At 65.9% G+C, this 5,784-nt stretch carries 6 protein-coding genes and 1 pseudogene; all 7 read right to left on the reverse strand.

The annotated features are described in order from the left end of the window. Positions 1–119, reverse strand: a pseudogene (locus JYJ84_RS37960) (extensin); the annotation flags it as partial. 160 nt (positions 120–279) lie between these two features. Further along, on the reverse strand, positions 280–834 hold the full coding sequence (locus tag JYJ84_RS26900) for a carboxymuconolactone decarboxylase family protein (protein ID WP_174956526.1): 555 nt from the start codon (positions 832–834) through the stop codon (positions 280–282). Between the two features lie 32 nt (positions 835–866). Beyond that, the gene (locus JYJ84_RS26905; protein ID WP_175023911.1) at positions 867–2,201 is read right to left on the reverse strand and encodes an aspartate aminotransferase family protein; all 1,335 of its coding nucleotides are present in this window, start codon (positions 2,199–2,201) and stop codon (positions 867–869) included. 15 nt (positions 2,202–2,216) lie between these two features. Beyond that, positions 2,217–3,266, reverse strand: coding sequence for a C45 family peptidase (locus tag JYJ84_RS26910; RefSeq protein ID WP_175223646.1), 1,050 nt, complete (start codon positions 3,264–3,266; stop codon positions 2,217–2,219). A gap of 20 nt (positions 3,267–3,286) precedes the next feature. Then, on the reverse strand, positions 3,287–4,015 hold the full coding sequence (gene glnQ, locus JYJ84_RS26915; RefSeq protein WP_059237091.1) for a glutamine ABC transporter ATP-binding protein GlnQ: 729 nt from the start codon (positions 4,013–4,015) through the stop codon (positions 3,287–3,289). Next, positions 4,012–4,668 carry a glutamine ABC transporter permease GlnP gene (glnP, locus tag JYJ84_RS26920; RefSeq protein WP_175223645.1) on the reverse strand — a complete coding sequence of 219 codons (657 nt, stop codon included), beginning with the start codon at positions 4,666–4,668 and terminating at the stop codon, positions 4,012–4,014. The genes glnQ and glnP overlap by 4 nt, the downstream gene beginning before the upstream one ends. 66 nt (positions 4,669–4,734) lie before the next feature. Continuing rightward, complete coding sequence (gene glnH, locus JYJ84_RS26925) at positions 4,735–5,487, reverse strand: glutamine ABC transporter substrate-binding protein GlnH (RefSeq protein WP_021160889.1); 753 nt, start codon at positions 5,485–5,487, stop codon at positions 4,735–4,737. Between the last annotated feature and the right edge of the window lie 297 nt (positions 5,488–5,784).

Genomic DNA, 5,784 nt, shown 5'->3' on the forward strand with positions numbered 1-5,784 from the left:
CCGATGCCGGCATCTTCGATCGCACGGTGATCCGCGCGCAGGAGCATCACATAGGCAGTGCCGGCCGCGGCTACCAGGAGCCCACCGGCGATCATCAAGGTCTTGCGGGTACTCGTCATGCTTGTTCACCGATCATGTCGACGTGAACAAGCCATCATACGCGGCGATCGGCCGTCGATCCCGCATGAATACATTTGGTTGCATTGTGCCGGGAACAGGTCGGCGCGGCGTTCATCAGACGTATCGCCGCCCTGCTCCGGCACTGTCGAAACGCCGCCGTTACTCCGGAAACGGCAATTCGGTCTGCCCTTCCGCGCGCATGCCGAACGTGTTCAGCGTCATCGCGACGAGCGCGTAGTAGCCGAGCAATGCGACCAGATTCACGACGGTTTCGTGGCCGAAGCGCGCTTCCGCCTGCGCGAACGTCGCGTCGCTCACGCGCCGCGTGTCGTACAGCTCGCTCGCGAACGCATGGATCAGCGCATCGTCGTCCGACTCGAATGCAGGTGCGACGCCGCGCCGGATCGCGTCGGCCGTCGCGGCCGGCACGCCTGCGTCGAGGGCGATCGGATGGTGGATGTGCCACTCGGCCTGCGAGCGCCAGCGCGCGGCCGTCACGAGAATCGCGAGTTCCGACAGGCGCAGCGGCAGGCCCGTGCGATAGCGGCAGAACGCGCCGAGCTTCTGCGCGTGCTGAGCCAGCTCGGGGCTCGCGATCCAGCCGAGAAACGGCCCGTTCAGGTTGCCGCGCGGGCCGCTGAGAATGTCGGCCAGCACGGCCTTCTGCTCATCGGTGGCCGATGCGGGATCGAACGGAGGCAATCTGTTGGTCATGGCGATGTCCGAATAGGATTCGAGGAATGCGATCACGCGCCGGCCGACGCGAGCGCCGCGCCGATCGCGCCCGACAGCCGCTCGACGATCGTATCGATCTGCTGCGCGGTGCAAATGAAAGGCGGCGCGACGAGGATGTGATCGCCGTGCACGCCGTCGATCGTCCCGCCCATCGGATACACCATCAGGCCGCGCTGCATCGCTTCGCGCTTGACCGCCGCGTGCAGCTTCAGCGCGGGATCGAACGTCGCCTTGCTGTCGCGATCGCGCACGAGCTCGACGCCGACGAACAGCCCGCGGCCGCGCACGTCGCCGATATGCGGATGCGCGCCGTAATGCTCGCGCAACGACGCGCGCAACTGCTCGCCGCGCGCCTTCACGTTGTCGAGCAGCTTCTCTTCGGCGATCACGCGCTGCACTTCGAGTGCAGCCGCGCATGCAGTTGCATGGCCCAAGTACGTGTGGCCATGCTGGAAGAAACCCGAGCCGTCGACGATCGTCCGGTAGATGCGGTCGCTGACGAGCGTCGCGCCGATTGGCTGGTAGCCTGCGCCAAGCCCTTTCGCGATCGTCAGCAGGTCAGGCGCAACGCCGTCTTCATCGCATGCGTACAGATAGCCCGTGCGCCCCATCCCCGACATGATCTCGTCGAGAATCAACAACACGCCGTACTTGTCGCACACCGCGCGAATCTTCTTCAGGTACGTGCGCACCGGCGGCACCGCGCCGGCCGTTGCGCCCACCACCGTCTCCGCGACGAACGCCGCGACGTTGTCCGCGCCGAGTTCGACGATCTTCTGCTCGAGTTCGTCCGCGAGGCGTTGCGCATACGCTTCGTCGGTTTCACCCGCCTGCTGGTCGCGGTACGCGAAGCACGGGCTCACGTGGTGCGCCTCGATCAGCAGCGGCAGGAACGGCTCGCGCCGCCACGCATTGCCGCCGATCGCAAGCGCGCCGAGCGTGTTGCCGTGATAGCTCTGGCGTCGCGCGATGAAATGGCGGCGCTGCGGCTCGCCCTTCTCGACGAAATACTGGCGCGCGAGCTTCAGCGCGGCCTCGACCGCCTCGGAGCCGCCCGACACGAAATACACGTGTTCGAGGCCGGCCGGCGCGGCGTCGACGAGCCGGTCGGCCAGTTCCTCGGCCACGTCGGTCGTGAAGAACGACGTATGCGCGTACGCCAGTTGCTGCGCCTGCCGCTTGATCGCGTCGATCACGCGCTGGTTGCTGTGGCCGAGACACGAAACGGCCGCGCCGCCACACGCGTCGATATAACGCTTGCCGGTCGAGTCGATGATCTCGATGCCGTCGCCTGCGACGGCGACCGGCAAGGTGGCGCGCGGAGCGCGATGAAAAACGGTCGTCATGCGTTGCCTCATGGATCAGGACGCGTCGTGCGCGCGTCCGGACGGCACGATGCGCGTCGCGAAACGCTGCGTGCCGTGTTGGTGAAGGGTGAAGTCGATCGATGCCGCGCCGATCGCGAACACGGCCGTGGCCAGCGTGTTCTCGTCGTCGGGGTCGGCCGGATCGTCGCGGTAGATCGGCAGCCCTTCCGGCGCTCGATCGCCGAGCACGCGCAGCAGCGCGGCTTCATCGATTGCGTCGATGGCGGGCGTCAGCGCGTCGACACGGCGCTGGCGGTCGGCCGACGATTGCGTGACGATCTGCGCTTGCGCATCGCAGCCGGGGTGCACGAGATGGTTCGCATGCCCCGCGAGCCGCGCGACGTCGATCACCGAACAGCGCGCGACGCTCGCCTCGATGCTCAGCAGCCGCGCATCGCCGGTCGCGCCCAGCGTGTGATGAAAGCCGCTTGCACGCGCGTGACCGCGCAGCACGTCGGCTGCCGCGTCGAGCGACATTGCGTCGAGCACGGCGCGCGCGAGGATCATCCGCGGCACGCCCGCTGCCGGCGTGCGGATCCGCAGGTTGTTGATCGCCTGCGCGATGCCCGCGCGGTTCACGGCAAAGGTATGGCCCGGCAGCGAACCGGGGTAGTAGAAGCTGATGAAGCCCGGCTTGCCCGCCGGCTGCACGTCGACGAGCAGGCAGCGCTCGCGCAGGTACGGATCGCCGTCCTCGTTGTGCGCGATCCAGCGCGTGCCATTCGCGTCGCGTGCGGCAAGCGTCGTGCAGCCATCCGGCGCGTTGTGGATCAGCTCGCCGCGGCAGTTCCACAGAAAGATGTCCTCGGCCGGCCAGCCGACACCGGCCGCGATCCCGTCCAGCTCCGCGACGAGATCGGGGTACGCGGCCAGTGCGGCCTGCCGCAACGCCGCGACGAACGGATGGCCGCGCCAGCGGCGCACGGCCTGCCACGCGCTGCTCTGCTGCATGTATTCATCGAACACGGGGCGGGCGAGCTCGCCGAGGCGCACGCCGATGTCGAACGGCGCGCCGGCGATGACTGGGGAAAGGGAAAGCGGCATGTCGGATGGTTCGGTTTCGTTCAGGACACGTGTTTCAGGAATTCCTTCAGGCGCGGGGTCGGCGGCCGGTCGATCAGGTCGACCGGATGGCCGTCCTCGGCAATCCCGCCCTGATCCATGAACAGCAGGCGCGTGCCGACCCGTTTCGCAAAGCCGATCTCGTGCGTGACGACGATCATCGTCATCCCTTCGGTAGCGAGATCCTGCATCACTTTCAGCACTTCGTGGCGCAATTCCGGATCGAGCGCCGAGGTCGGCTCGTCGAACAGCATCAGCCGCGGCCGGATCGCGAGCGCGCGCGCAATCGCAACGCGCTGCTGCTGGCCGCCCGACAGCTCCGACGGGTAGTGATTCGCGCGCGATTCGAGTCCGACCTTGTCGAGCAGTGCCATCGCCTGGTCGCGCGCGTCGGCACGCGATGCGCCTCGCACCTGGATCGGCCCGAACATCACGTTCTCGAGCGCGGTCATCTGCGGAAACAGGTTGAACTGCTGGAACACCATGCCGGCTTCGAGCCGGATATTGCGGATCGTCGTCGCGTTGCCACGCACGCTCTGGCCGTCGACCAGCAGCTCGCCGCCGGTGATTTTCTCGAGCGCGTTGATACAGCGCAGCATCGTCGACTTGCCCGAGCCGGACGGGCCGATCACGACGACCACCTCGCCCGCGTCGATCTTCAGGTCGATATGCTTCAGCACCGGCACGTGGCCGAAGCTCTTCGACACGTTCTGGAATTCGATCATGCTCATAAGATTCTCATCCGCTTTTCGACGAGCCGCAGCGTCAACGTCATGGCGCCGGTCAGCAACAGGTAGATGACAGCCACGGCGGACCAGATCTCGACCGCCTGGAAATTGCCCGCGATGATTTCCTGCCCCTTGCGTGTCAGCTCGCCGACACCGATCACGATGAACAGCGACGTGTCCTTCAGGCTCACGATGCACTGGTTGCCGAGCGGCGGAATCAGCCGCCGGAACGCCAGCGGCCCGACCACCTTCAGCAGCACGCGCGGCATCGACAACCCCATCGCGAGCCCTGCTTCCGTCAGCCCCTTCGGGATCGACAGCAGCGCGCCGCGCACCACTTCCGCGAGATACGCGCCGGAATTCACCGTGATCGCGATGATCGCGGCCGTCAGGCCGTCGATGCGGATATGCGCGAGCAGCGGCAACGCGAAATACAGGAACATCACCTGCACGACGATCGGCGTGCCGCGGATCAATTCAATATAAACCTGCGCAAGCACGTTCATCGCCTTCGGTCCGTATGCGCGGAACATGCCCGCGATCATCCCGACGATGAAGCCGCCCACCAGCCCGAAAAATGCGACGAACACCGTCAACCGGACCCCGTCCATCAAGTCCGGCAACGCCGCCCAGATCGCCGACCAATCGAAATTCACTTGTCGCTCCCCGTTCGATTCAAGACCGGCGCGGCCACCCGGCCGCGCGCTGTTGCGGCGTCACGCTCACATCTTCGGCGGCTCGGCACCGAACCATTTCTTGTAGATCTGCGCGTAGCGGCCATCGGCCTTGATCTTCACGAGCGATGCGTTGACCTTCGGCACGAGCGGGCTGCCCTTCGGGAAACCCATCCCGTACTTGTCGCCGCTGACCGGCTGGCCCGCGACCTTCACCTTGCCCTTGCCCTCGTTGTTCACGAAGAACAGCACGTTCGGCGTGTCGTGCATCGCCGCGTCGACCCGGCCGGCTTCGAGCGCGAGGTACGCCTGGTCGATGTTCGGGAACTGGCGGATCTCCTTCGGCTTCAGGTGCGCCTTGATCCAGTCGATCGTCGCGGTGCCTGTTTTCGCGGCGATCACCTTGCCGTTCAGGTCGTCGATCGACTTGATCGTCGTGTTGCCGGTCTGCACCATCGCCGCGAGGCCGCTGTCGTAGTACGGCGCGGAGAAGTCGATCGCCTTCTTGCGCTCTTCCTTGATCGTCATCCCCGACAGCGCGACGTCGATGTTCTGCGTCTGCAGCGCCGGGATCAGGCCCGCGAAATCCATCGGCTGGATCGTGTATTTCCAGCCCTGGTCCTTAGCGATCTCCGCCCACAGGTCGAGATCGAAGCCGACGTACTTGTCGCCCTGCTTGAACTCGAACGGCATGAACGACGTGTCGGTCCCGACGACAAGCGTCCTGGTGTCCGCGTGCGCGAGGCTTGCGCCGAGCGCGGCAACCACCGCGACGGCTTTCAGGAAGGAACGGCGACTCATGGTTTCTCTCCGCATGATTGAGCGATGTGACCGGCCAGCCGGCCGGCGGAACGACGACATCAAGCCGCACCGCAACATGCGATGTCGAATTAGACCTTAGTGCAACAAGTGTTGTCAATGGCGATACTACGACAACAAAAAAGTCCGCAACGGGTAAATGCATCGAGACAAACCCGGGGCGCGTGGGACGGATAAGTCGGAGGAAAGGGAGTGAGGCCGGGGCGAAGCGGCCCGGCCGGAAGCGCCGCGCGTGCCGATGGCGGCGTCTGAGAGCAGTTGGCGGTGGCGGGTCTGGAC

This window comes from Burkholderia sp. LMG 13014, assembly GCF_905232215.1.
GTDB lineage: Bacteria > Pseudomonadota > Gammaproteobacteria > Burkholderiales > Burkholderiaceae > Burkholderia.

What these genes read in the sequence shown, in the direction of transcription:
- JYJ84_RS26905 (WP_175023911.1), bottom strand. Translation starts at nt 2,201, where the DNA reads ATGACGACCGTTTTTCATCGCGCTCCGCGCGCCACCTTGCCGGTCGCC.
- JYJ84_RS26910 (WP_175223646.1), bottom strand. Translation starts at nt 3,266, where the DNA reads ATGCCGCTTTCCCTTTCCCCAGTCATCGCCGGCGCGCCGTTCGACATC.
- glnQ (WP_059237091.1), bottom strand. Translation starts at nt 4,015, where the DNA reads ATGAGCATGATCGAATTCCAGAACGTGTCGAAGAGCTTCGGCCACGTG.
- JYJ84_RS26900 (WP_174956526.1), bottom strand. Translation starts at nt 834, where the DNA reads ATGACCAACAGATTGCCTCCGTTCGATCCCGCATCGGCCACCGATGAG.
- glnH (WP_021160889.1), bottom strand. Translation starts at nt 5,487, where the DNA reads ATGAGTCGCCGTTCCTTCCTGAAAGCCGTCGCGGTGGTTGCCGCGCTC.